Below are 26,248 nucleotides of genomic sequence, written 5' to 3' on the forward strand. Positions count from 1 at the left end.
TCTGATCAGACCAGATACCGTTCCCAATTCGAAGGCCATCCGTCGAAAGCGCCGGCGTCAACGTGCAGGGAAAATCGCGCTTACGAACGATTTCAGTTGTGCCGTCGATCCATCGCACGTCGAGCAGCCGCGCCTATTCGAGATACGATCCCGGACAGCATTGGAAAAGGCCGAATTCGTCTGGCCATGGCGTCGGCGATGCGCGCGGATAACCTCATTCGATGAGCAGCTAAGGCGTCGAGCAATGAATTCCGCTCCTGGTGCAGAGCTGCGATTTGGGCATTAAGACCGTCGATTCGCGAATGAAGCTCGTTTCGCTGGTTCCGTTCATCAACATAGCCGTAAGCCTGAGCTGCAAGGCGAAAAGCATCGAAGCGCTGGATACCCCGAACGTTGCGAGCAACCCGGCGCTGGCCAGGCCACTTAGCGTACGTCCTCACCATCGAGGAACTACGAACTCGGTACAGGCAACTGACCCGCGGCACGACTCCGATACGCTCACCGCTAGAAATCAGACGCATATAGAGTGCCCAATCTTCGTATTTTGATTTATCCAATTCGTCCCATCCCCCCACAGCTCTGATTCTATCAACCCGAAACCCAGCGTTGGCGTGACCTAGGATATTGTCGGTCAAGGCGGGGACGAGGCCATCCCCAAGGGGCCGGTAAACGTAGCTCTTCGCTTGCTCGCGCTCGAAGTTCTCTCCGTCTTCGAAAGCCTCCAAGAACGGAACGACTGCGGACGCGGTTGGATCGGATAGAAAGCAGTTGACCAAATCCCTGACGAATTCATTCAGCGGAACGTCGTCAGAATCAATGTTGATCAACAGATCTGTCGTAGCCGCCGACAGAGCTGAATTTCTAGCTCCTGCCAGTCCTTTATTTTTATCGTGTCTAATTATCGACCACGGCAAAGTTAGTGACCCTTTAAGACATTTCTCCAAGGCGTTGCTGCAGTCCACGCTAGAGCAATCGTCAACAAATAATACTTTGTTTGGTCGTAGCGTTTGATTCTTTAGAGCCCACACTAGGTCTTGTATATATTTGATCTCTGTGTTAAAATACGGCACCACCACAGTGGTAGTTAAGGTTCCGCGTGATATCGATCCAGCGGACATTTTAGGTTTACACACTTCCTTCAAAGATTGCACAATGTCAACCTGGTGTCGTACAACTCCGACCTTCAGTTGCCGCGCCAAGGTCGACTGTTCTTCCGAGGAAGCGTTGACCATTTTGAGGATACGGCTGCCGAGCGCGTCCGATGTTGGTTTGGAGAGAACATGTGCTGCCCACTGGTGCGGCAGCATCTCTGGAATCCCGCCAGCGTTGACCATTAAGGGCAGCGCACCAAGGTTGATCACGTCAAACACCGTTAATGGCTGGTTGTCGGCCAGATAAGGAAGAATGAACAATGCACTCTGAACATGCTTACTTGAAAACCTAGGCAGGTCGTGGTGATGTATTTCGGTGTATTCTTCTACATTGAAGACAGCACGAACGCGTTCGATCAGAGGCGACGCCGAATCCTCCTCGCCAGATTTCGGACCGACGAGCATGATAGTCGTCACGCCAGATGACAAAAGATCGCCCGACGATGATAGAATTGCTTCAAGAAATAAATGAATCCCTTTTATGGATATCCGCTTTCCGACAAATATCAACTTATCGATAGGTCCAATCTGGTGATCTTTCGTCGACGAAAAATCATATGGATAGCCGATTAGTCGCACGTCCTCATGCGATCCCAATATGCCTGCCTCGTTATATAGATTCTTTAAGAAGTTACTCGGAACGACAACAGTATCTGAGCATTCTATTGCCACCTTCTCCCGCACGGCGCTGAGATCAGCTGGCGCCCCAATCCATGATTGCATCCCATTTTCAAGGTAGTGCACCGCTCCGTGACAATGGACGACGGTTCTGAAAGATGGTGGGAAAAGGGCCGCACGCCCTGCTTGGGCTATTCGGCAGCCTATTCCGTGACAGTCCTGGTACTGAACCGTAAGCAAATCGGGAAAAAAGAATAGAAGCTGCCGGACAGCCTCGAGAGCCAGATCCTCGGTAGGCAGGCCTAATGTTGGCTCGTCACTGAATAGATCGGTTGGTGTCGTCAACCGCTTTCTTCGTTTTAGAAGACGAGAAGGGGAATGCGCACCCACGTGGACAACGAGGGTAACTTCAGAACCATAAGCCTTGCGCTGCTGCTCAACAACAGTGCCTATCCCGCCCCAACCGCCAACTTCTTGGAATTCCGTTGTTATCAGAAGGTGTTGGGGCTCGCGCCTGAAAAAAATTAGCCCCTCATCAACGAGCCATTCAAGATAGCGCTCTCGTGAGAAGGAAAGCTCCAGGTAAGATGTCGAAAATGTCTCGTCAAACTGGTTCTTTCTGGTCCATCCGCAGCGATCAACGCAGAACCCAGCGGACATGAACAAAGTGACAAGCTCTTCCAAATTCCATTCTCTAATATGGGCTCGGTTATCTGGCAGCCCTTCGATTTCAGCCTTCTCCAAGCGTGCCCTATCCGGAGTGGAGACTACGAAGCGGCTTCGTTCATTGTGTGCCAATAGCCTTCGTATCTCGCTCAAGAGCGGCCTTACATCTGCGAGATGTTCGATGACATCGCTCGCAATTACGACGGCTGGCAGGTGTTCCGACAGCGAGTCGAAAACTCTACGCAAATCGGCATACTGGGTAATATCACACTCGATCCACTGGCGATCTGGGTACGCTTCTTTCGCGGCCACAAGGGAATCGAGGAAATCTGCGCCAATCGTCAAGAACGACTCGACTGGAAAATGATGTGCGAGCTTGTCCCCATTTCCACATCCGATGTCGATAATGTTTGAGATGCCATGCGCGTGGGCCAACAGTCGAGCGTGATGGTACACGTCTGCTTGCCAGACGACAGGCGACTTTGACGTGTCACTGAAAATCTCGCAGATGCGTCGAGCTGCGGAATGACATCCGAAATTTGTAGCCGGCGTTGCGAGCATAATGCTTGCAGAAAAATCGATGCCGGAGAACGGCGCTGCCTCGATATCGCGATTAGGAAAATTAAATTGGTTGTCCATCGGCCTCTTCACCAAGCGTCGGTTTTCAGACTATCGTGGAGTGTGAGCCACGATAATGTTAAGATCGCAGCGGCCGAGACGTTCTGACGCTCCCGATCTATCCCGCTTTTGACCACGTATTCGGTGAGCCAATCGAGAAAGGGCGCGCGGGCCGGATGCAAACCCGTGCGATCATAAAGGCCACGCTTGGCCGCATCCGCCGACACCGAGCCGGAGTGCTGCCGATAACGCGAAAGACAGATTGGCGTCACATAGGCCGGGTAGCGCAAAAACAGCTTAACCCACAGTGCCTGGTCCTCGTAGAGCCGGAAGCGTTCCTCGAAGCCGGCGACAAGTTCGATGGCATTCCGGCGCACGAGCACGGAACAGGTGCACGGAACGTGACCATCCTGCATAAGCAGAAGACGACTTAGAAGCCACGGAGGTTGATGCAAACGGCCGGCAAGCCCGTCCATCGGCTCGATCCAGTCGGGGCTCTCACCGTCTGGATACCACCATCTCGTCGGCCCGAAGATCATTGCGGCTTCCGGGTTGGCATCGGCTGCCGCCAGAACCGTCTCGAGCATATGCGGTTCGTACAGATCGTCTGCATCCAGGAAGGCAAGGAAATCGCCGCTGCCGGCCTCTATTCCGGCGTTTCTCGCTGCCGCAGCGCCACGCTCGGATCCGGCAGGCCTGCGCACGTCTGCGTCGAGAAACGCGACATAGGCGCCGCGCGCCTCCGCCAGCCCACGGTTGCGCGAGGCACTGATACCATGATTGCGGTTGTCGTGATGAGCCAATAGCCGAACCTTGCCCGGCAGGGGCTGCTCATAGCCGCGTATGATGGCGGACGACTGGTCAGTCGAGCCATCGTCGACAACGAGGAGTTCCCAGTCGACGAAGCTTTGACCTACAATGCTGTCAACTGCCTCCCGGAGATACCTCTCGCCGTTGAACACGACTATAATTTCCGTGACACGCGGCTGTCCGCCTGAATTGTCAGCCATGGCATAGCACCATGCGCCGAAAGTCAGCTTCACCCCAATCGGCGACCGCAACGCGCGGCAATCGGAATGGGTCGACGCGAGGCCCAGCTTCACGTGGCAGGGTGGTTACTGCATAGTCCATGCCGGCAGACCTTACGGCGTTGGCGGTGCTGCCATCGAAATCTCCAAACGGATATGCGAATCCCACCACCCGCCGTCCTGTAATCTCCTCGCATTTTTGGCGGCTGCCTGAAATCTCGCGTTTAAGATCGTCCCGTTTCAGTAGCGGCAAGGATGGGTGCGTACAGGTGTGGGCGCCGATCGAAACGCCATCGATGTCGGCGAGCTGGCGCAACTCCGAATGCGTCATGGCGCGATCGCGCTCTCGGGGACTGGCGTCGGTTCCTGCCCATCTTGCCAGCCGCTCCAGCGCCTTCTCGCGTTCGGGTGCTCTCAACGGCTTCAGCAGTGCGTGCAAGTCGAAATGGAGCGTCATGCGGTTGACCGCGTTGTTAGGGTCCGCCTGCATTGCGTCCTCACTCACACGCCAGTCATAGTTTTGACCAGCGATCTCGATCGCCAGAGCATTCGGGACAGCTGGCATTTCCAAAATGATGCGGGATAGAATATCCCACCAGAACACCGACGGATCGGTGATCGCATGGGTGGTGACGAACACAGTTGCAGGACAGTTCATACGCCGCATGGTCGGCACGGCGTTTTGGAGGACATCCGCGTAGCCGTCGTCAAAGGTGATTGCCACCGCATTTCTCGGTAGCCGTCCCTCGCGAAGCCGTTGCGCCAACCAATGCAGGGGAACAATGTCACGCGCTTTCGTCAAGACTTCGATCTGGCGTGCGAAATTTTGCGGCGAAACCGCAAGTTCCCAAGGATCGACGAGCGGTGCTCCGACGCGGTGATACATCAGCACGATAGGTCGATTGAAGCGGGCAATCAGACGCCCGCGTCGCAGGAGTTTGCTGACAGTTTGACGCGCAGTCACGGCGCCGCTCATCGCCTGAAAGCCCGCGCCGCGACTATTACCGGACAGTTGGGGTCATTCACATCAAGTAATGCCGAATTCAGCTCATGTTCTGCCAGGCCGTAGAGGAAGCCGGTAGCAGAATACGCGCTTCCATAGTGACTGACTTCGACGTTCTTTGCCCCGAATCTATCCGACAGAAGTCGCCTCAGGGCAGCCGAAGTAATCGACCAGTACCAGCTCCCGCTCCATTCTCCCCTGTCAATCGGGCTGACCCAAGGCACTGTAATCAGGAGCACGCCTCCCGGCTTCAGGATCCGCCACAGGGTTGCGACCGCAGCGGGTAGATCGAAAACAAGGTGCAGGGTCTGGGTGAGTACGACACAATCGAAAGTCTCGGACGGTAGATCATCGCTATTCGCCAGATCACCCACGAAGGTTGTCAACGGGCGGCCGTCATAACGGTTCAGAACATCGCTTGTGGTAACCCGATTGCCTCCGAAACGCATCGTATAGGCGTTGTCGCCAATCTCCAGGACCATTCCGGATATGTTCAACGAACAGGACGCGAGGAAAGTCTCGACATAGCGGCGGTCCACTGGCTTGCCGCGATCAAAACCGAACTCCGTGCTGAAGGGCAAGGTACGCTCGAGGTCGCCGAACCGGGCGCTCGGGCGGTGCCGACTTGACGGGCGCCTGATGCGATGCTCCGCCAACTTATCCATTTCTGCTTCCTTCTTCGTCGAATGAGTGGACCTCTGGTGGGGTTGTGCCCACCTGTCGATGAGACACTATCCTGGCCCATGTGCGTTTAGCGTTGCAGATACCGTGCCAAAAGAAAATTCATGTGGAACAATGTGATGCCGCGACATCCACTATGTCGATGTCCGACATTGTCAGACATAAGGCGACGCGACTGGGACGGTGGTGGAGGTCATGCCACCCTCGAGCTTCGTACTGGCCCAGTTCCAGCTCCTGTTTAAGTTCCTAATAGTCTCGCTCGATCCGCCAACGCAGCTTGGCGGCGTCGACCAACTGGCCGATCGTAGCTGGTCCCCGTTGAACGCCGAGGCCGGGCGCTGTGCACCCCGACCGCTCCGCGCCCAGCCTCGGCTTCCGCTTCAGCCATGACACCGTCTGTCTGATTAAGCCTAGACGCCCACGACGAGTGCGCCGGTGAGGCCCGCACCGGCGGCCGCGAGCAGAAGCTTCTCCCCGAGTTTTAGCGGTTTGGCTTGATGAGCCAGAGACAGCGACAGCTGGATTGTGGCGGCGGACGAGTTGCCGAACGCGGCAACGCTTTCCACCACTTTGGCGTTGTCGATCCCGAGCCTGTCGGCCACGGTATCGATGATGCGAATGTTGGCCTGATGGGGGACAAAGCGGTCCAGGGCTTGGACCGGAATGTTCGCCGCTGCCATCGCCTCAGCCGAACAGCGCGCCATCATCTCGACGGCCGTTGCGAACACGGCGCGCCCGTCGGCGATCGTCATTTGCGTTTCGGCAATGTCAAGCTCTTGTGAGAAAGGACGGCTGCTGCCGCCGGCCGGGATCTGGATCAGGCCATATCCTGCTCCCTCGCTGGCGAGTGAGGCGCCAAGAATTCCATGGTCGGGTTCGGACGATGGTGCCAGGACCAGAGCCCCGGCAGCATCCGCGAACCGATCCCAATGTGATGCCGGCGGAGGGAGGTCGCCGCGGCGCAGCAGGTCGGTGGCGAGAGAGTGACGCAACAGGTGCGCACCCTTGAACGCCGGCGTCAGACCGGCGCGCTTGAGCGCACGATGGACGATGCAGAAAATAGTCGACGGGCTGACAAAATTCCGTCTGGGCGCCTTTATGCGAATGAAGACGCGGCGTGTTGAGCAAGCAGGCCGATCCTGCCGCAGATAGTCGACCAAGGCGGCACCGACATCCGCCGGCAGTGGCAGCCGCGCCAGCCGTTGACCCTTGCCATGCACGACGATCTCGCCGCAATTCCAGTCGAGATCGTCCAGAGTCAGGGCTGAGACTTCGCCACCCCGCAAGCCGAGGCGCGCGAGCAGCATCAGAACCGCGTAGTCCCTGCGGCCGGCCGATATTCTCCTGTCGCAAGACGCAAGGAGCCGTTTGACCTGTTCGGCAGGCAGCGCCTTCGGCAGGTGTGCCAAGCGCCAGTTGGCGATCCCAGGCACCGCGACAGCGAGATCGGCGGCAAGCAACCCGCGTTGCTGGAGGAAGCGCAGAAACGAACGCAGCGCCGTGACCGCCAACTTGGCGCGGCCGGGCGAACCGGCCTGGGCTCGCCGCACGATGAACCGATGAACGTCGCCCACTCGCAGGCGGTCAAAATCCGGATCGTTGCCCCCAAACTGTTCGTCCAGGAACCCACGAACAATTGGCAGATAGTTCGTCAATGTCGATGCCGAGAGACCACGCTCGGTGCGCAGGAATTCCCCTAATGCGTCGATCAGCTTACCCTTGGTGCTCGTATCGAACTCTGGCAGCGGCACCGGCACGCCGCCCGTGTCGCGCAGATATCGTACCAACTGCCGAACGGTCCAAGCATCGCCACGCCTCGGGCGCAGACCAAGTTCCGTCAGAAATCGATCTGCGTGCTCTTCCCCGAGCAAGTCCAGTGGAACATCCTGCCTCGCCAGCCAAGCGCTGAAACCGGGCAGGAGCTTCATCTTCTCCTGAACAGTCGCTTTGGCGTATCCCTGGCCATCAAGCAGAGCCTCGAAGCCATCCTGGTGGCTCTCCAATCGGCCTATCCAGCGATCTTTGTGTGGCGCCTCATTCAGATCAAGCATTCGTCTGTCGCCCTGTAGCGTGGGAAAGTCCACGCTCAGAAAGAGCAGCCGAATAATGCCGAGCAATCAACGGCTGACGCTGATCCAATTACTTGCAATCATTAGAAATTACGCCGCAGCGATGGCGTCACTCGGAATAATCCGGCACTCTGAGTTATGCCGCTAATTCCGAACCCGGAATTATCGTCACCGTTTCGCCGTCCAGACCCTGACCAACTGGTATCGTGCGGGCGAAGATGTCGAGCGGGAACTGCCGGTCCTCTCGACCTTTCTCGGCCACGCCAATGTTCGCGACACCTACTGGTATCTATCCGCCGCGCCGGAGCTAATGACCCATGCCGCGCGACTGCTGGATAAGCGGTGGGAGGTTTGCTCATGAGTGCCTCGAACGATCTGGCCGTGCTGATCGAGCGGTGGTTCACCGATCGGCTCATGAGACATCGAGGCGTAAGCTCCAACACCATCGCCTCCTATCGCGACACCTTCCGGCTCCTGTTTGCATTCGCGCAGACACGCCTTGGCAGGTCTCCGTCGCAGTTGACGCTGCGGGATTTGAACGCGCCTTTCATCGGCGCATTCCTGGAGGACCTCGAGACACAGCGATCCGCCTCAGTGAGGACCCGTAATCTCCGCCATTCGGTCTTTCTTCAGATATGCGTCGTTCGAGGAGCCGGCCCATAGCGCCCAGATTCAACGCGTGCTCGCGATCCCGAGCAAGCGATGCGACAAGCGACAGCTTCAGTTTCTCACCAGGCCCGAGATTGAAGCGATCCTGGCCTGTCCGGATCGCAGCACATGGCTGGGACGGCGTGATCACACTCTGCTCTTGCTGGCCGCACAAACGGGGTTGCGGGTCTCGGAGATCATCGATCTCGACCGTGACTCGGTGATGCTGGGGCACGGTGCCCACGTGCGATGCGTTGGCAAGGGCCGCAAGGAGCGAAGTACGCCGCTCACCAAGGTTGCACAGCAAGCCCTTCGGGGCTGGCTCAACGAGCCCAGGAAGCGGGTGTCGATGCCGGCTCAATACTCCCCAGAAGTGCCGTTTGAATCTTCCCCAGTTTAGCGCTGTCGCCGGTCTTCCGGAGCGCGCTCCGGGAGACCGGCGGCGCGTGATCGATGATGCTTCTCCTGATGGTCGGGAGAGGGATTTCGGTGATCAAGATCGGGGAGATGATGATGATACTGGATTTGCATCGGCAGGGCCTGTCGGTGTCGGCGATCGCCAGGGAGAGCGGGATCGACCGCAAGACGGTGCGCAAATACATTGCGCGGGCTCGAGGCTCCGGCCTACGGACCGCGCAAGCCGCGTCAGGCGGTGATCGATCCCTTCACAGCCTATCGCGAACGGGTCACGCGTTGTCCCGGCCTCCTGAAGGGCCTGTCGCGAGTTATATTGTTTCGTTTGCTGATTGGCTCGTCGGCCGAGGCTACGCCCTTGTTTCCTTGAGGAATCAAGTGCGGATGGCTGCAGACTTCAGCAAGTGGATCTGGCAAAAGGGAATTGAGCTCAGCGACATAAGTGAAGAGCATCCTCGGCGCTATTTGCTGGCACGAGCGCATGATCGGCGGCCAAAGCTTGGAGATAAGGCGGCTCTTCGACATTTATTGATTTTTCTACGGAGCCAGAATGCTATCGCTGAAGAGAGAAAGGTCGAGTACGACCTGTCGCCAGTAGAACAACATGTGCTGGCATACGAGGGCTATTTGCGAGACGCCCGTGCGCTAGCTCTTGAGACGGTCATAAATTACCGGCCAATCGTCCGAGATTTCCTCAACTTCCGCTTCGGCAGTGGCGAGGTCTCGCTCGCACAATTGCGGGCTGTCGATGTGACCCAGTTCGTGCAACAGAAGGTTTCGCGCCTCAACATGCGGCGCGCGTAGATCATCACCACCGCATTGCGCAATTGGAGATCCGCAAAACTGCGGACCCAACCAGCGGCGGCCTGATCATGCAGCGCAATAAGGTGCATCACGTCTACACCGTCGAACATGTCGCCAGGGACCTCGATGTCAGCGCCGAAGCGCTCATCCAGGACCTGACCCTCGGTCTCGAGCCGAGGACGGCGTCATCTGGGTCTACGGCGCGCCAACGATGACGACGGAATCTTGGCCTTCACCGATGAAGGCATCGAGGAGGTCAAACTCCTCCTCGAAGAATATCATCGAGTCTCCCCATCTAAAGCTTGACCCCAGCACCGCAGTGTCAGGTGCTCATGGCCGCCGGATACGCACGTCTGCGGTCTTCACCGATGGATACGCGTTTCGATCACCTGGGCGTCGCCGTCTTCGGAGGATCCCTTCGCCTAGTCGGCGTATAGGGTGCTCCGTCGGGTGAACAAAATTCCCGCTTTTCAAAATCCGGCCATTCTTGCGGAGCTCTCGTTGACACACATGGGTCGGATGGCTATAAATAGAACGTCGTTCGTGTAACACAAGGAGAGCAGCATGCTGCATAAGGTCCTGATCGTAATTGGCGATGCTACCGAAACGGTGGACACGCTTTACCCTTTCCTGCGAGTGCAGGAGGAAGGCTTTCAGGCCGTAGTCGCCGGTCCAGAGCGACGTCGCTACAACATGGTTATGCACGAACATACCGCCGGATGGGATATTACGCGGGAGTGGGAGGGCTACAAGATCGATGCTGAAATTGCATTCCGCGACATTGATCCTGCAGAGTATGCTGGAATCTTTTTTAGCGGCGGTCGTGCGCCGGAGTATATCCGGGAAGATCCTGACCTCATCCGCGTCACTCAGTATTTCTTTGAACACAACAAGCCCGTTGCCAGTGTTTGCCATGGGGTTGAAATTCCGGCGAGGGCAGGCTGCGTTAAAGGGCGCCGAATGAGCTGCGTGCCTAAATGTCGGTTTGATTTGGAAGTCTGCGGCGGGATCTACGAAGATGCGCCGTTCTGCGTCGACGGCCATCTCGTTAGTGCTATGTACTGGAACTATCACCACCTTTACATGAAAGCCTGGATCGGCCTGCTAGAGGCGGAGCGCCAAGCAATGCAGCAGCGCGATGCTGCATGAGGCCTCACATTTGCCAATCGCTGCGGCAGTCGACTTCGGTGGTACGAAGGTCGCAGTCGGCTTTGTCGATACTGCCGGACACGTCCTCGGGAGCACTCAGTTCGCTACTGCTAGTGATGGACCAGCTGAGGTTGCCGAGGCCGCGGCCAAAGCACTCACAGCCCTCTCGGGGCGCCTGGAACTCAACCTACTGTCATTAGTTGGGGTGGGTGCCACGGTGCCAGGCCCAGCTGACACGGAAACCGGCATTCTACGCTTTGCCCCGACACAGGGTTGGCGCGATGTACCCTTCGCCGCAATGCTGTCGACCGCTGTCGGACTTCCAGCATCGATTGGAAATGACGTCAACGCCTGTGCCTTAGCGGAGCAGCGCTATGGCATCGCAAGGTATTGTTCGAACTTCCTGTGGGTCACGGTCTCGACCGGCATTGGAGGCGCGCTGGTACTGAATGGACGTCTGTTCGAAGGCGCTCGCTCACTTGCTGGTGAAGTCGGTCATGTGGCAGTCGCCGTTACCGGACCAAGATGCGGTTGCGGCCGCATCGGCTGTCTCCAGGCGGTGGCGTCCGGCACCGCAATTCATGCAGCAGCCATCGAACGCGGGCTCGCCGTTGCGGGTGGGCGTGAAGTCTTTGACTTAGCCGATAGTGGAGACGCGCGAGCAATAGAGATCGTTGACGCAGTGCATTGCCATATCGGCCTCGCGCTTTCGCATGCGGTTAACCTGCTCGACCTGGACATGATCGTAATCGGTGGCGGGGTGGCCGACAGCCTAGATATCACTCGACTGGAACGGGAAGTTTTAGAGCACGCGATCACTTTGCCCGAGCATTTGCCGCAGGTGGCGAGGACAACGCTTGGTTCGGAAGCAGCGCTGATAGGCGCCGGGCTTCTGGCAATTTCGAAAAGGGTAGATTTCGCGCAATGAAACCAATTGAATATGTTAACACAGTCCAAGGCGCCTTGGGGCGTACGGACTTTGCTGCGGTCAGCCGTGCAATCGAAGCGTTCGAGACCGCGTTTCGCGAGGAACGCCAGATATTCGCCTTCGGAAACGGCGCTTCGGCAGCGCTGGCCAGCCATATGGCTACAGATGCCGGAAAATTGCTAATTGCAGATGATGGCTTCGGTGGGCGCAAGCGTCTCCGAATTCAGAGCCTCAACGATAATTGCGCTTGGCTGACAGCCATTGGCAATGACATCGGTTACGAGGATGTATTCAAAGAGCAGTTGGCCAATCTCCTTCGCCCCAAAGACGTGGTCATCGGCATCAGCGGCTCTGGCGGCTCGCCAAACGTGCTCCGAGCACTGGAGTTTGCAAAATCTCGTGGCGCGATGGTCATCGGCTTCACCAGCGCTAGACCATCGGCGGAAGCCATGGCTGGCCTGTGCGATGTCTGCTTGCGAGTGCCTCTCGACATGATGGAGCAGATCGAAGATGTTCACGTGATCTACCACCACATCATTGTTCGGGGCGTCTACGACGCAATCACCGGCCAAGCAGGACGCTGAGACCATGACCTCCGCTGCCGCAGCCGTCGCCTGAGACGTGCCTAAGAGTGCTCTTTCTGGCTGACCTGATCATCCGCAGTTGATGGCCAATACGCTTTCTGAACCCAAAGGATTATTTCCGATGAAAATTGCTCTGATTGAAGTAAGCCACTGGCATGTACCTCTTTATTTACCAGCTCTCGAACAGCCCGGGCTTGAGGTCGTCGCTGTCTCGGACTCGGATAGATTAAAAGGCTCGGAGATCGCGACCCGCTTGGGATGCAAAGAATATAACTCTGTAGAGAATTTGTTGGCCAACGAGCAGCCCGACTTTGTATTTGCTTTCGGCCGCCACCCTGAGCTGCCGCGAATTGGAAAGTTGCTGGTTGAGCGCCGCATACCGTTCTCGCTGGAAAAACCGTGCGGCACGAATGCCGATCAAGTAGCAGAATTGCGCAAACTTGCCGAAGCGGCCGGAGTCTACGTCGCCGTCCCTCTGAACTTCCGAATGGGCGAGGTGCTGGACACGCTTTCGGAGATCAATGGCACGCTGCCGACGGATATCACAAACTTTGCAGTTCGATTTATCGTGGGTCCGCCGTCGCGATACATAAACGCTGGAGCGTCCTGGATGACGGACCCGGCGATTGCCGGCGGCGGCTCGACTATAAATGTCGGGACACACTTCATAGATCTCTTCCTATTGTTGACGGGAAAGCCTGTGTCGACTGTCTCCGCCATGATGAGCTCACGGTGCCATGGCGAGCAGATCGAGGATCATTCGGTCGTCACCATGCGGAGTGAGGACGGAACGGTCGGCGTGGTGGAAACAGGCTACGCATTTCCCAGCGCTGCCGACATTAAGCGAGAATTTACGTTCACAATCGGATCCCGAAAAGCTTACGTCCAAGGGGGTAACGACCAAATTGCCTACCGATTGCGTGATCAACTCGAACTTGGGACTCAGACCCGCAGGGTTCCGTTCGACACCGACCTGTTTTATCCCCTCTTTGTGGACAAGGTCCTGGGGGAGATGGCCGCCGGAGTTAAGCCGTTTTCCGGTCTTCGAGAAGCGGAAGACATGATGCGGATCATGGATGCCGCCTATGCATCCGCTCGAGCCGGCGGGGCCGCGCAGCTTGTTCAAAACTCTTCGCCAGTTCGAGAGTGACGACACGGCACCCCCGAGGGAGCCTTCTGGTATCCTACTTCACCGCTTCGAGACGACGCGCGTAACGGGTCATTTCTGGCAAGGTGCAGCCGGCGCGTGGGGGCAATAACACTGGTCTCACGCCACAGGCGGGGTCGGGATGGCCTGCGGCCTAGGCGATGCGCTACAGTGGTTGTAGATCCTGGGAAAACAAATGCCGCTCTCCAACTGACGTTTTAATACGTGCGGAGCGGTTTAGTCTTCACTCGACATTCTCGTGTCGCGAAGTGTGAGATTACCCGCGAGGGATATTGACGCCATGGAAAATCAACCCACGCAACGCCGGCCTTCACGTGAGGTTGAGCTTTGACTTGTTTTGGCCCACGGCCCGACCACACAACTGATTGGATGGACATGAAGACGATCAAAGGCCCCGCCATCTTTCTTGGCCAGTTTACAAGCGATCGCGCGCCGTTCGATTCCTGGGACGCGATCACCAAATGGGCGGCCGAAATGGGTATGTCGGAGTGCAAGTGCCAAGCTGGGCCGACCGGTGGCGCGACCTCAGCAAGGCAGCGAGCTCTAAAGACTATTGCGACGAATTTGCCGGCGTCGCGCGAGAAAACGGAATTGAGTTGACTGAGCTTTCCAGTCATCTGCAGGGCCAGTTAGTCGCTGTGCACCCTGCTTATGACGAGTGTTTCGACGGTTTTGCAGCAAGTAAAGTACGCGGGAATCCTAAGGCGCGCCAGGAATGGGCCGTCGATCAGGTGAAAATGGCGATAACAGCGTCTAAGCATCTCGGCATGAAGGCGCATGGGACTTTCTCCGGCGCGCTCGCCTGGCCCTACTTTTATCCTTGGCCGCAACGGCCGACGGGCCTTATCGAGACTGCCTTCGACGAGCTTGCGAAGCGTTGGATGCCGATTCTTGAGCACGCGGAGGATTGCGGCGTCGACGTCTGCTACGAAATCCATCCAGGCGAAGACCTGCATGACGGCATCACCTACGAGATGTTCCTCGAGCGCACCGGCAATCATGCCCGCGCCAACATGCTCTACGATCCCTCGCACTACGTGCTGCAGTGCCTGGATTATCTCGACAACATCGACATCTACAAAGACCGGATCAAGATGTTCCACGTCAAGGATGCTGAGTTCAACCCGACCGGCCGGCAGGGGGTCTATGGCGGCCACCAGAGCTGGGTCAATCGTGCTGGCCGCTTCCGTTCGCTCGGCGATGGCAAGGTGGATTTCGGAGCTGTGTTCTCGAAGATGACCGCCAATGATTTCGCTGGCTGGGCCGTGGTCGAATGGGAATGCGCGCTCAAGCATCCCGAAGACGGCGCGCGCGAAGGTGCCGAGTTCGTCAAGGCCCATATCATCCGTGTCACCGAAAACGCGTTCGACGATTTCGCCACGAGCGGTGGTGGCGGAGCAGCTAAGGATGCTGGGCCTTTAGGGGGGCGATCATGGCAATTGAGGGTAACCTAAGTGAGAACCGGAATTCACGCATCCGGCTCGGTATGGTGGGTGGCGGAGCCGGCGCATTCATCGGTGGGGTGCACCGTATTGCAGCTCGGCTTGATGACCGGTTCGATCTAGTTGCTGGCGCGCTCTCTTCCACGCAAGAAAAATCGATTGTATCTGGACGCGAGCTTGGACTTGATCCGTCGCGTACCTATGGGTCATATAAGGAGATGGCGATCCGCGAGGCGCGGCTGAAGAACGGCATCGAGGCGGTCTCGATCGTGACGCCGAACCACTTGCATTTTCATGCAGCCAAGGAATTCCTGCGGCGCGGCATCCATGTCATCTGCGACAAGCCGCTGACTTCCAACCTCGCTGACGCGAAGAAGTTGAAAAAGGTTGCAGACGAGAATGGTGTACTGTTTATCCTCACCCACAATTACACCGGCTATCCGATGGTGCGGCAGGCACGCGAAATGGTTCGGAATGGCGATCTCGGAAAAATCGCGTCGTGCAAGTGGAATAGGCACAGGAATGGCTGACCCAAGCGGTCGAGCAGACTGGCGCGAAGCAGGCTATGTGGCGCACCAATCCGGCCCAGTCGGGCCCCGGCGGTGCGATCGGAGATATCGGTACGCATGCCTATAACCTTGCCGACTTCATCACTGGCTTGACCTTGACAAGCCTCGCCGCCGATCTCGACAGTTTTGTCGAGGGCCGCCGTCTCGACGACAACGCGCATGTGATATTGCGGTACGAGGGTGGTGCCAAGGGCGTGCTCTGGTGCAGCCAGGTAGCGCCCGGCCATGAGAACGGCCTGAGAATCCGCGTCTACGGCACCAAGGGCGGCATCGAATGGGTGCAAGCCGATCCGAATTACCTATGGTTCGCTCCGTTTGGCGAGCCAAAGCGCCTTATTACCCGAAACGGCGCGGGTTCGAGCCCCTCGGCCGCTCGTGTTTCTCGCATTCCTTCCGGCCATCCTGAAGCTTTTCTTGAAGCGTTTGCAACGATCTAACGGAGGCCGCCCACGCCATCAATGCCGCCAAGCAGGGCGTTGCGGTCGACAACAAGGCCGTTATATATCCGACCTGGATGACGGCGTGAAGGGCGTCGTGTTCGTTCAGGGCTGTGTGACTTCTTCCAAAAGGGACGGTGCCTGGGTCAGCGTGTAAGGCCCTATCCAGAATCGAAACTTGCTTGAAAGGAATCCGATAGCGCGCACACAGGTGGTGAGATTTTTGGGGTGTTTGAACGGGGATTGCCGTAGAGGGTACGCTTTCGTCACGGAATGCGTGTCGAAGGTATCGAGTCCTTCGGGACCGTTGAAATCATTGGAGATTAAGTAGTTCGCCCTGAAAAACTGCCGGTTGCTCGGGCTCGTCGAGCGGCTCTTGGCGCAGAAGCCGAAGGACAGGAACAAGATCTACTCCCTGCACGCACCCGAGGTGGTCTGCATCTCGAAGGGCAAAGCCCGCAACCCTTACGAATTCGGCTGCAAGGTCGGGATCGCGGCAACCAACCGCGAGGGCGTCGTGCTGGCGGCCAAGGCGTTCGAGGGCAATCCGTATATCCCTTGGGGTATCCCGCCACTTGGGTGGTCTTGAACGACTGGCTTCTCTGGTTTGAAGTCAAGCGCCTTCTATCTCCTTTTCGCTTCTCCGACTTCTGATGTATTTCGCGGGAGCTTGCTTCTCTCCGGATCGGCGCTTGGCCTACCCTCTATGGGGACTAAAGATAATGAGTTGGACCAATCTGGCGAGCGCCTTCATCGCCGATGCTGGGTCGAGCCAACCCATCGACGAATTCACCTCACTTCGTCCGGCGAAGGACAGCTTTTCCACTGGCAGGTGGGAGCTGGTGTCTTCCCGTCTGTCATCTTTATCCTTGACATGTCGGCCAAGGCTTTATAAGCAGAACGATGTTCGCCTAATCGCGGTTGGAAAGCGGACCAGATATTCACTTCAGAGACCTTCCTCCTCATCGTCAGACATAGACAGCGTCTTCCATTCACTAACACTAGGAGAGTTAAATGAGCAGTGTGTTCCACCGAGTTCCGAACCGTAGCCTTCCAATCGCTGTCAAAGGCGAAGGCATGTACATTTTCGACAAGGAGGGCAAGCGGTGGATCGACGCGTACGCGGGTGGCGCTTGCGTCTCGTGCCTTGGTCACAGCCAAGAATCCGTCGCTGAAGCTGTTCGCGAGCAGATTGGAAAGTTTGCCTACTTTCATTCCGGCATGTTCTCGTCGGAGCCGCTTGAAGAACTGGGATCAATTCTAACCACGGACGCTCCGGAAGGTCTAAGCCGAGTGTTCTTTTCTGACAGCGGGTCCGAGGCTGTCGAAACTGCCGTTATGATGGCCCTCCAGTATTTCGTGGAGATTGGCCAACCCAAGCGAAGAAAGGTGATCGGGCGGCGAAACAGCTACCACGGTGCCGGCTTGACTAACCTTGCCCTTGGATATCAGCTCGCTCGTCGCGCCCCATTTGAAGAAGTCCTTCAGAATGTATTTCACATTTCGCCTTGCTACGAATACAGGGGTCGCTTGGAGGGAGAAACATCTGAGCAATATGGCTTACGCGTCGCTAACGAGCTAGAGCAGGCCATCCTGGGGCTTGGACCTGAAACCGTAATGGCATTTGTAGCAGAAACGGTGACAGGAACTACGAACGGTACGACGCCGGCCGTTCCAGGGTATTTCAAACGGGTGCGGGAAATCTGCGACAAGTATGGTGTTCTCCTTATTTTGGATGAGGTGTTTTGTGGCCTGGGCCGCACCGGGACGCTGCATGCTTGCGAGCAGGATGGCGTGGGTCCCGACTTCCTTTGCTTTGCAAAGGGTATTGCTGCTGGCTTCCAGCCAATAGCTGCGACCCTCGTCAATCAAAAGGTTTACGATGCCATAGTTTCTGGCTCTGGTACCTACAAGGGCGGCTACACGTACGGCGGACACGCCGTAGCGTGCGCTGCGGCAATCGCCGTGCAGAAGATACTTCGTGGCCCCGGGTTCCTGGATCAAGTGAAAGCAACTGGAAAGTTGCTTTCAAAGGGGTTGAACGACAGATTCGCTCAACACCGGCACGTCGGCGACATACGGGGTCGTGGAATGATGATGACTATAGAAATTGTGGAAGATCGAGAAACAAAAGTTCCATTCGCAGCCTCCAATGCCCTGAGCGCCAGAGTGTTTCAGAACGCGCGAGCAAAGGGTCTGATTACACATGCGCTTACCGGCACGGTGGACGGTTACAAGGGAGACCACGTAGTCGTTTGCCCGCCTTTGATCGCAACTGGAGAAAATCTAGACACGATCGTTGCGTTGCTCGGTGAGTCCATCGATGCAGCCATTATGGAAGTTCGCGCCAAGGCTGCCTGACCGCAGATGAAGGCATATGCTCCAACTCGAATGGGCATCGCAGAAACCAATCTGCGATGCTCAAGTTCGGAGTGAATGCAATTTAACGAGGTAGCACTCTGGCACAACGTACCGGCGAGATCGTTCCTGTTTGCGTAGAAAAAGCGGAGAGCTGGTTCGGATTGCCATGGCCCCAAGGAAACTCCGAGAGTCTTCGATACGATCCCTCTCCAAAGGACGCAGGACCAGCTCTCATGCGACCGCTTGGCGAAGAGCACGATCCGAGGTGAGAGCCCTGCAGCGCAGCTTCTATTGTCGCACCTCGTTTGCGGCATCCGTGCGCGCCTCTCTCGGGCCTCGCGAGTTTTCCAGAAAAGATGCTAAGGCCTGCCCCAAGTCCGTGGAACTTCACAGCAAGCCTGCGGTGTATACGAGCCACCTCGGTACTGAGGTTCCGGCTGATCCCGCGGCTTCAAACCTCAGGGATATAACCAGAACGCTCTCGTTCTCTTTGCGGAACTTTTGGTTTGAGAACTACGCGGTTCGATTTCGTCGAACTTATGACCCAAAGCGCCAACGGGTATCTGAGTCAATGGTTCGAGAATGATGCCGTGCGCGCCCGGTTCGCCTACCAAGCAGGCGTGGGAGTGGACACAAGGGAGAACCGTCGATGCTCACCTTACCGTCTCGTCTTTGCGAGGTGTCGCTTGAAGGTCCGTTCAGTCGTAACCAGCACATCGAGCGGGAACGTGCCCTTGCAGTGGACAAACTTGTTCAAAGCAGTGTTTTCAGTCCACTCGGCCTGGAGAGCGGACCATACCGTCTCAAGCTGGCGCTAGTTGATGGACAATTGCGGCTCAACATCGCTACCCACAATCGTGTTCAACTTGCCAACCATTATTTGTCGCTTAGCCCACTGCGGCGGCTCCTCAAGCACTACGTGCTGACTTGCGAGAACTACTACGAGACCATGCCTCGAGCCAGCCGCACCGAACTCGAGACAATCGAGATCGACCGGCGCGCCCTTCACAATGACGCTGCCGAGTGGCTGAGGAACCAGCTCTCGACAAAGGTGATTGTCGACGGCAACACCGCCCGCTTGCTATTTACGCTCGTCTACGTGTCGCTGATGCGAAATGCCCCAGCAGGATGACGCGAGCATGACGACACAGGACGAGGCTGGTGTGGAAAACAAGTTCAACCCCGAAGGTCATTGCGCTCCCCGAGCGCGCGAGCCAATTCACAGGGAAACAGCCAATGGATGCTTTGGTCCTAAATACCGCCTCGGGTTTCTGAAGAGCATCGACCTAAATTTTCGAAACGCCATGTCCTTTATTGATCTTCCGGAGGGCTTGGCGGAGCGCATCATACAGTGCAATTCGACATATACGGTGCGCTTTGGAGTCCGACTTCGTGGGCGCATGTATAGCTTTGTAGGCTGGCGCTCGGTCCATAGCGAACATTGCGAGCCAGTCAAAGGCGGCCTTCGGTTTGCGGCCGACGCAGATGCCGAAGAGGTGGAGGCGCTTGCTGCTCTGATGACCCTTAAGTGCGCCTTGGTCGATGTTCCTTTCGGCGGCTCCAAGGGTGCGCTCAAGATTGACCCGCGCGAATGGAGCGTTCCAGAGCTTGAACGCATAACGCGCCGCTTCACTCAGGAACTTACCAAGCGCGGTCTTATCGGCCCGGGGCTAAACGTGCCTGCGCCTGACGTTGGCACGGGGGAGCGCGAAATGGCATGGATGGTCGATGAGTTTCGTCGTGCAAATCCAACCGACGTCGTCAACGCCCGCGCCTGCGTGACGGGAAAGCCGCTCTCGAAGGGGGGCATCGCCGGACGAACGGAAGCCACAGGTCGCGGCGTGCAATTCGCCATCCAGAGTTATCTCCGAGACTCGCGCACTTCAGGGATCGGTGGCCGGCGAGACTTGAACGATACATCTGTCGTGGTTCAGGGGTTTGGCAATGTTGGATACCATGCCGCGAAGTTCCTATCCGAGCAAGATGGTGCACGCATTACAGTTGTTGCGGAACGAGATGGATATGTCGCCGACCCGGAGGGCCTGGCGGTGGAGGCACTCAAGCAACACCAGGTGCGCACCGGCAGCATCCTAGGATTTGCAGGGGCGAAGTCGTTCGCCGGCGACATGTCGGGTTTAGAAGAGCCTTGCGACATTCTCATCCCGGCCGCCCTGGAGAATGCCATTCACGGCGACAACGCCGAGCGCATTAAAGCGGAGCTCATCGTAGAAGCCGCCAACGGTCCGGTTACATTCGACGCCAACAAGATCCTGCGCTCTCGAGGCGCGACGATCCTCCCTGATCTCTACGTCAACGCCGGCGGGGTAGTGGTGAGCTATTTCGAATGGGTTAAGAACCTGACCCACATCCCATTTGGCCTTATGGAAAGACGACGGCGAGAGCGATGCAATCAGACGATTGCGACCGCGCTTGAGCGGATGACAGGCAAGTCGTTTCCCGCTGATATGCGTGACGAATTCTTGGAAGGTGGCGCCGAAATCGATCTTGTTCGCTCCGGTCTCGAAGATGTTATGCGCAACACCTGGGAAAGCATGGCCGGCCTCTTAGAGGCAGAGCCTGAACTAGGTGACTATAGGACGGCCGCCTATGTCACAGCCATTCGCAGGATTGCAGCTGCTTACGAGGCAATCGGAATCTGAGCATCCGCATTTGTGACAAGCTGTTGCATCAACACTCGAACGGACAATTCAGACGCCGCTGCCGTCCGGTCCCTCCCTTTGACTGCCCATTGACTGCGACCCTGCGCCCCTCCCCATCGGCAGGGCGCAGGTTGCATTTGGCGGCGAGGTGAAGCGCATGTAACCCGGGCAAAAGCGGTGGCGTTTAAGTGATGCGAGTTCAGCGAACAGCGACGAGCATGGGGGAGCGGTGGGATGTTGACGCCCGGGATACCGAAGCGGTCGCCGAGTTAAATCCAGAAGCTGATCCCCAGCTTTCTGCACCATGGCGGTGTAATGTTCAACCCCTCGCCCACACACGGAACTCCTGACAGTCCCACAACAGCGTGGCGACGGAGGTCACAAGGGGTAGTATTGCGTCTTGCGCTGCTTGGACCGGGTCACGTTGATGACCTCTCTCGTCCAATCGATGTCTTCGAGACAAAGACCGCGGACTTCGCCGCTTGGCAGTCCGTAGATCGCCAGCAGCTTTTAGAATCGCGTGTCACGGACGGCACGCGCGGTCCTGTTCCTCGTGCTCTCAAAGAGCGCTGGACATCGGGCCATGCCAGGCCCATCGGCAAGCTTCTTCCATGAACAGTCACGGCGCGTCGATCGCTGCGGCGATTCCTGGGGCAACACCATTGTCGACGCTGAGCATGGCGGACGCGCTCGTCGCTACGGACACCCGAGACCACCCGCCACGACTCTTTACGTCGAGGAAAGCGTCTACGTCTGCAACGGTGATGTCGGCGATCGAAGATTTTTCGACGCCTAATGTTCGAGGAAAGTCTCTAGCGTTGGTTGGCTAGGGTGCTCGCCGACAAGCCACGCTCATCATGTTGATAGGCGATGAAGTCCGTCGACCTTTTCACAATGGACCTTCGGTTCGTGGGAGCCGGTTCGTGCCAAGAAAGCAAAGCCACGCTGCGGCGACGTCATGGAAAAAACGCCGTGACCACTTCTCACCCCAGGCTCTGTTTCAGGCATCGAAGATTGAGCGGCCGCGTCGATCTCGGCCTGCCTGACGCACCTGCCGCCGGACAGAGCCACTCCGCAATTACCAGCAACTCGTGGGCCGTGCGTAGTAAAGTCGTAAGCGATGCGCCAAGGGTAAAGTCTCACATCCGCACGCTGATCGGGATGCTTGAGATAGCACAGCCGCTTCGAGGCCTCGGGGGGCGTCAGGGCGACGCGCGAGGACCTTCGGGTAGGCGAATAAGTCCTCCAACATGCCTCGGATCTCCAGTGAGGTGGGAAATCCGATCACCTGTATCCAGTTGTTATATGGCGATCAGATCCTCACCGCTGCCGCCTCTGCCCTGCGGCGGCCAACGCGACATCTCTACCGAAGCCACATTACGCACCAAGTGTGCTCGAACACATTTTAGTGCGGGAAATCCGCTCGTCCGGGTCTGTGAGGGTTGCGCCTTGCAAGCGCGTTGAATTCAGCCGTCTGAGATGACGGCCACGGCAAAGCCTAGCGAGCAGCCGTGTACTGAGTCTTGCGTGGTGTCCGGTAACGGCCGCTGCGAAGCGTAGACAAGGAGATTGTAGGCCGGAACATACGTGAACGGATAGATAGCCCCGAAATCGATCGAGATCGGAGTAGCCGACCCTGTCCCTCAAAGGGGAAGGCGGAATCGCATGCCGCGTCATTGCGAGTGGTATGAGGTGCTCCCGGGGTTCGTACCGCCAGCATGCAATCGAAGGATTTGACGTGAACAAGGGAGATCCATCCGGTTCAAGCGCAAGCTTGTAGGACCTGCCAAGCCGATGAGGTGAGAAGGGGCTGATGACCGGGTGGAAGTCAGACTGACTGATGTACTCCGAGGACGGGAGAACCGGCCACATGGGGAAGCGGTCAGCGGTAGTTGAAATGTTCTTGGGCAACATGGGCTCCATTCAACGGGAGACACGGCCTTTCATGCAAAGGGAAGATTAGCTGACCATGGAAACAGAGCTTGAACGTATAGCAGCGAAAGCTCGGTGTGAGCCGAAACTCCGCTTTACGTCGCTTGCCCATCATATCACCCGCGAACGGGTGCAGAGGAGTCTGTTCAGGATTCCGCAGCGCTCGGCCGCCGGGGTGGATGGTCAGACGGTGAAGGCGGCGAAGGAGAGCTTTGGAGAGTGGATAGAGCCGATGCTCCAATCCATTCACCGCCAGGGATATCGCGCGCCGGCAGTACGGCGAGTTTACATCCCCAAGCCCGGCAAGACGGAGAAGCGCCCGCTCGGGGTGCCAACCGTTTCGGACCGGGCGCTTCAGCGCAGTACGGCTGAGGTGCTGTCGGCGATTTACGAGGAGGACTTCTTGCCCTGCTCGTTCGGCGGCAGGCTGCAGCTTAGCGCCCATCACGCTCTGGCGACCCTGAATGAGGCGATCGCCGGCGGCCTGACGGGTTGGGTGCTGGAGGCGGACTTGAAGAACTTCTTCGGGAGCCTTTCCCATGAATGGATGCTCCGGTTTGTTGAACACCGAGTCGGGGATCCACGCCTGATCAGCTTGATCAGGCGCTGGTTGAAAGCGGGCGTACTGGAAGACGGAGCGGTCCATCCGAGCGACGAAGGAACTCCACAAGGCGGATCGATCAGCGTTTTGCTCAGCAACGTTTATCTGCACTATGTGCTCGACCTTTGGTTCGAGCGTATCGTGAAGACCCGGTTACGGGGCGAGGCTCGGCTGGTGCGCTATATCGACGATTTTGTGATCTGCTTCCAATATCGTTCGGACGCTCTGCGCGTCCAGGAGGCCTTGCGTCACAGGTTGGGGAAGTTTGGCCTCACCCTCGAACCGACCAAGACCAAGCTGGTCGAGTTTGGTCGGTTCGCACAACGACACGCGGGCAAACGCGGCAGAAACCGTCCGGAGACATTCTATTTTCTGGGCATGACGCTGTACTGCACGCGGAACCTGAAGGGTAACTTCAAGGTTGGCATGCGCACGGAGAAGTCTCGGCTTCAAAGGAGCGTGTCGTCGTTGCAGGAGTTGATGCGACAAATACGGCATCACGCGATCAGTGATCAGGTCAGAGCGATAAACGCTGCCCTGCGTGGCCACTGTGCCTATTATGGTGTTGCCGGAAATATCCGGTCGCTGACCAAGGTGTATCGGGCCGCTGAGCGTTACTGGCGCAAGATGCTGTGCAGTCGCAGCCGTGACGGCGGTCGCCTCGACTGGGACGCCTTCCACCAGATCAAAGAACGGACCCCGCTACTGCATCCGAAACTGCGGCTCCCATACAGGGGGCTGCGGGCACTTGCGGTGCTGTGAAGCAACTGCCGAAGAGCGTGGTGCGGTAGCTCCGCACGCCACGTTCTGTGGGAACCGGGGGCGGGCGACCGCCTCCGGTGACCCGGTCGAAAGCCGAATGGTTGAGCTATTCGACCACTACCTTGATCAGCCACCCTCTAAATCGCTTCGCGTTGGGAATGCCGCAGCCAACCGTTACCGAAACCCGCGCTTTAATAGGTTCGTCCGATAAATAGGTACTATCGCAAGCTGGACAAGTCAGCACCGAAGGATGTCCTTAACCTGGGTACCACGTCTGCGCAAATTTTCCTCCCTGAGCTAATCGGGCCCGTCCCTTACCATTCTCCTGTTCCTCTCGTTGACAATTCGACCAAGCGGTTATAATAGAACGCTGTTCTCCTATTACGGGTTGAGAAGGGTCGGAGCATGCGCCTTAGGATCCACCGTTCCCTTTACCACGGTTTAAGAAGCACGCTCCGGCACCCGCCGGCTGAGGGCAAAAAAGCGGCCGCAAATACCCATTTGCCTCAGGTAGGATCCCAGTTCAGCTCTTTGATCCGCCGGCGTTTAATCCAGACTATTCGACTTGACATCAATATGAGCTGCTGTTCTAAAGTGGAAACACATTCCAAAAAAAAGATCGCCAGAAGGCGGCTGGGAGCAGGATGAAATGCTCAGGCAAGCATCGACCCAACGTCAGGCTGATAGAACAAGAGGTTTGTCCCAATGCAATAGCTGCATCGGGCCCGTCAGTCTGCCGCGCGAAGCCTGAGCAAACGAGCTGCGATCACTTGAGCTCGGAGAGAGCCGAGCGTGCAGGCCATCACGACTGTAAGGCGTGAAACCAGAGGAGAGAGACTATGAAATGCTTGCGTAGAAAGCCGATGCAATACATCGGCCGTAGAAAGCCGATGCAATACATCGGCATCACTGCGGCATTCGCAATAGCGTCTTCGGCAGTGTTCGCTGCGGACATCAAAGGGAAGGAAGCCGTTATCCAGAGTCCCGGCGGGAAATACACCACTGCTCTAGAAGAGGCTTATATCAAGCCATTCGAAGCGGAAACCGGAGCGAAAATTCGCCTCGTTGAAGCCGGTGCAGACGAGTCGGTCGCCGCAGTCTCGGCGCAGGTCAAGGCTGGGAAGGTCGAGTGGGACGGAATGTCGAGCGTCGATGCCCCGTATATGCCGAAGTTCATTAAGGACGGAGTCATTCAAAAAATTGACGTTTCAAAAATTCCTGGTCTCGAAAAGCTGCCGAAGGCGGTGAGGAGTGATTACGGTGTGCCTGTCCTCAACTCGGTCGTAACCGTTTCCTATCGCGACGCCGATAACGTCGTGCCGCTCAAGAGCGTCAAGGACTTCTTTGACCCGAACATCAAAGGACCCCGGGCCGTAAGTTCCCTGGCTGGTGAAGCGCAGTTTGTCTGCGCTTTGGCACTCCTGAGCGACGGGGTCAGTGTTAATGAATTAACCAAGGGAATCGATGTCAATCGCTGCCTGAAAGTCGTTGACCCCATAAAGGACCAAATCACGGCGTATTGGGCCAATGGCAGCCAGATGGCCCAATTGATGATCGATAACAGTGTGGATTATTGCCTGTGTTGGGACGGCAGGGTCATTCAGGCGGCGCTGGCCAACCCGCAATGGAAGATCCAGTATAACGGTGGCATCCAGTTCCCCGGTTATCTTACCTACACGACGGGTACTAAAAATGCGGATGTCCTCGATGCCTTCGCCGTGTACATGCTGGATCCGAAGCGGCAGGCGGAGTTCACCAAGCTGGTCGGCTACAGTTCACCTAACCCCGAATCTGTGGCCTACCTGCCAGACAACTTGAAGCCGTTTATCAGCGTCACGCCCGAAGCCCAAGCTGTGTTGACCACCCTGCCTGACGCGCTCTTTGAGATAATGTCGAGGCAGCAGGTAGAGCTGGGAAAGGCTTGGCAGGCCTACGTCGGCCAGTAAGCAGCCGAA

The 26,248-nt window shown here is 57.2% G+C and carries 18 protein-coding genes and 6 pseudogenes; 18 read left to right on the forward strand and 6 right to left on the reverse strand.

From position 1 onward, the window contains the following. Positions 1-92 precede the first annotated feature (92 nt). From NKH01_RS31715 to NKH01_RS31740, 6 genes and pseudogenes are all read right to left on the reverse strand, one after another. Positions 93-3,074, reverse strand: a complete 2,982-nt coding sequence (locus NKH01_RS31715) for a glycosyltransferase (RefSeq protein WP_353024217.1) — start codon at positions 3,072-3,074, stop codon at positions 93-95. An 8-nt stretch (positions 3,075-3,082) separates the two neighbouring features. Next, entirely contained in the window at positions 3,083-4,063 is a 981-nt protein-coding gene (locus tag NKH01_RS31720; RefSeq protein WP_353024219.1) for a glycosyltransferase, read from the reverse strand. Next, entirely contained in the window at positions 4,056-5,057 is a 1,002-nt protein-coding gene (locus NKH01_RS31725) for a polysaccharide deacetylase family protein (RefSeq protein WP_353024221.1), read from the reverse strand. Before NKH01_RS31725 ends, NKH01_RS31720 begins: the two co-directional genes overlap by 8 nt. Then, a complete protein-coding gene (locus tag NKH01_RS31730; RefSeq protein ID WP_353024224.1) occupies positions 5,054-5,749 on the reverse strand; it encodes a class I SAM-dependent methyltransferase in 696 nt (231 codons plus the stop codon). Before NKH01_RS31730 ends, NKH01_RS31725 begins: the two co-directional genes overlap by 4 nt. Before the next feature lie 190 nt (positions 5,750-5,939). Continuing rightward, positions 5,940-6,071, reverse strand: a pseudogene (locus tag NKH01_RS35380) (IS701 family transposase); the annotation flags it as partial. 104 nt (positions 6,072-6,175) lie between these two features. After that, a complete protein-coding gene (locus NKH01_RS31740) occupies positions 6,176-7,816 on the reverse strand; it encodes a 3-oxoacyl-[acyl-carrier-protein] synthase III C-terminal domain-containing protein (protein WP_502912704.1) in 1,641 nt (546 codons plus the stop codon). A 169-nt stretch (positions 7,817-7,985) separates the two neighbouring features. Here NKH01_RS31740 and NKH01_RS31745 point away from each other — a divergent pair. The 18 genes and pseudogenes from NKH01_RS31745 to NKH01_RS31825 form a co-directional block, all read left to right on the forward strand. Then, positions 7,986-8,195 (forward strand): annotated as a pseudogene (locus NKH01_RS31745) (tyrosine-type recombinase/integrase); the annotation flags it as partial. 53 nt (positions 8,196-8,248) lie between these two features. Continuing rightward, positions 8,249-8,497, forward strand: coding sequence for a hypothetical protein (locus NKH01_RS35385; RefSeq protein ID WP_502912706.1), 249 nt, complete (start codon positions 8,249-8,251; stop codon positions 8,495-8,497). Positions 8,498-8,513: 16 nt separating this feature from the next. Then, complete coding sequence (locus tag NKH01_RS35390; RefSeq protein ID WP_502912705.1) at positions 8,514-8,882, forward strand: tyrosine-type recombinase/integrase; 369 nt, start codon at positions 8,514-8,516, stop codon at positions 8,880-8,882. A gap of 89 nt (positions 8,883-8,971) precedes the next feature. Continuing rightward, positions 8,972-9,188: pseudogene (locus NKH01_RS31755) on the forward strand (helix-turn-helix domain-containing protein); the annotation flags it as partial. A gap of 92 nt (positions 9,189-9,280) precedes the next feature. After that, positions 9,281-9,700: a site-specific integrase gene (locus tag NKH01_RS31760; RefSeq protein ID WP_353024226.1), complete on the forward strand. Its 420-nt coding sequence runs from the start codon at positions 9,281-9,283 to the stop codon at positions 9,698-9,700. A 68-nt stretch (positions 9,701-9,768) separates the two neighbouring features. Then, entirely contained in the window at positions 9,769-9,915 is a 147-nt protein-coding gene (locus tag NKH01_RS31765) for a hypothetical protein (protein ID WP_353024228.1), read from the forward strand. 349 nt (positions 9,916-10,264) lie between these two features. After that, positions 10,265-10,849, forward strand: coding sequence for a DJ-1/PfpI family protein (locus NKH01_RS31770; RefSeq protein ID WP_353024230.1), 585 nt, complete (start codon positions 10,265-10,267; stop codon positions 10,847-10,849). After that, the gene (locus NKH01_RS31775; protein ID WP_353024232.1) at positions 10,839-11,777 is read left to right on the forward strand and encodes an ROK family protein; all 939 of its coding nucleotides are present in this window, start codon (positions 10,839-10,841) and stop codon (positions 11,775-11,777) included. Before NKH01_RS31770 ends, NKH01_RS31775 begins: the two co-directional genes overlap by 11 nt. Beyond that, a complete protein-coding gene (locus NKH01_RS31780) occupies positions 11,774-12,361 on the forward strand; it encodes a D-sedoheptulose-7-phosphate isomerase (protein ID WP_353024234.1) in 588 nt (195 codons plus the stop codon). The genes NKH01_RS31775 and NKH01_RS31780 overlap by 4 nt, the downstream gene beginning before the upstream one ends. A 121-nt stretch (positions 12,362-12,482) precedes the next feature. Next, positions 12,483-13,511 carry a Gfo/Idh/MocA family protein gene (locus NKH01_RS31785; RefSeq protein WP_353024236.1) on the forward strand — a complete coding sequence of 343 codons (1,029 nt, stop codon included), beginning with the start codon at positions 12,483-12,485 and terminating at the stop codon, positions 13,509-13,511. 393 nt (positions 13,512-13,904) lie between these two features. Further along, positions 13,905-14,983: pseudogene (locus NKH01_RS31790) on the forward strand (sugar phosphate isomerase/epimerase family protein). Then, a pseudogene (locus NKH01_RS31795) lies at positions 14,962-16,134 on the forward strand (Gfo/Idh/MocA family protein). Before NKH01_RS31790 ends, NKH01_RS31795 begins: the two co-directional pseudogenes overlap by 22 nt. 195 nt (positions 16,135-16,329) lie before the next feature. After that, positions 16,330-16,530, forward strand: a pseudogene (locus NKH01_RS31800) (IS5/IS1182 family transposase); the annotation flags it as partial. Between the two features lie 461 nt (positions 16,531-16,991). Then, entirely contained in the window at positions 16,992-18,338 is a 1,347-nt protein-coding gene (locus tag NKH01_RS31805; protein ID WP_353024238.1) for an aspartate aminotransferase family protein, read from the forward strand. 649 nt (positions 18,339-18,987) lie between these two features. Next, positions 18,988-19,470 carry a UPF0262 family protein gene (locus NKH01_RS31810; protein WP_353024240.1) on the forward strand — a complete coding sequence of 161 codons (483 nt, stop codon included), beginning with the start codon at positions 18,988-18,990 and terminating at the stop codon, positions 19,468-19,470. A gap of 172 nt (positions 19,471-19,642) precedes the next feature. Then, on the forward strand, positions 19,643-20,998 hold the full coding sequence (locus NKH01_RS31815; RefSeq protein WP_353024267.1) for a Glu/Leu/Phe/Val family dehydrogenase: 1,356 nt from the start codon (positions 19,643-19,645) through the stop codon (positions 20,996-20,998). 1,969 nt (positions 20,999-22,967) lie between these two features. Continuing rightward, complete coding sequence (ltrA, locus tag NKH01_RS31820; protein ID WP_353024242.1) at positions 22,968-24,293, forward strand: group II intron reverse transcriptase/maturase; 1,326 nt, start codon at positions 22,968-22,970, stop codon at positions 24,291-24,293. Positions 24,294-25,156: 863 nt separating this feature from the next. Next, positions 25,157-26,239 carry an ABC transporter substrate-binding protein gene (locus NKH01_RS31825; protein ID WP_353024244.1) on the forward strand — a complete coding sequence of 361 codons (1,083 nt, stop codon included), beginning with the start codon at positions 25,157-25,159 and terminating at the stop codon, positions 26,237-26,239. The last annotated feature ends 9 nt before the right edge of the window (positions 26,240-26,248 follow it).

Origin of the sequence: Mesorhizobium sp. M1403 (genome assembly GCF_040317695.1) — a bacterium.
Taxonomy (GTDB): Bacteria; Pseudomonadota; Alphaproteobacteria; order Rhizobiales; family Rhizobiaceae; genus Mesorhizobium.